Raw genomic sequence first — 472 nt, 5'->3', positions numbered from 1 at the left:
TTGTTCCTTGAAAACTGAAGATTCATCAAGACATCAAACCAATTAATTTCACATATGGTCCGTGAGGACCGTGTGTCTTAGACGCTAGATCAAGGTAGAAAGGGCGTACGGTGGATGCCTTGGCACTAGGAGCCGATGAAGGACGCGACGAACAGCGAAATGCCCTGGGGAGTGGTAAGTACACGTTGATCCAGGGGTATCCGAATGGGGGAACCCACCGCCGGGAGACTGGCGGGACACCCGTGTGAATACATAGCACGGCGTGAGGCAAACCCGGGGAACTGAAACATCTAAGTACCCGGAGGAAGAGAAAGAAAATTCGATTCCCTGAGTAGCGGCGAGCGAAACGGGAACAGCCCAAACCAGGAAGCATGCTTCCTGGGGTTGTAGGACACTCTATACGGAGTTACAAAGGGATAGGATAGGTGAACGACCTGGAAAGGTCGGCCAGAGAAGGTGACGGCCCTGTAGC

The 472-nt window shown here is 53.0% G+C and carries 1 rRNA gene; it reads left to right on the top strand.

The features are described 5' to 3' along the window. Positions 1-87: 87 nt before the first annotated feature. Positions 88-472, top strand: a 23S ribosomal RNA gene (locus tag KNP79_RS15650); the annotation flags it as partial.

Source organism: Exiguobacterium sp. s7 (assembly GCF_018618195.1).
In the GTDB taxonomy this organism is placed as follows: Bacteria; Bacillota; Bacilli; order Exiguobacteriales; family Exiguobacteriaceae; genus Exiguobacterium; species Exiguobacterium mexicanum_A.
Note: the sequence above shows the minus strand (reverse complement) of the source record. Positions and strands in the feature narration are given on the sequence as shown.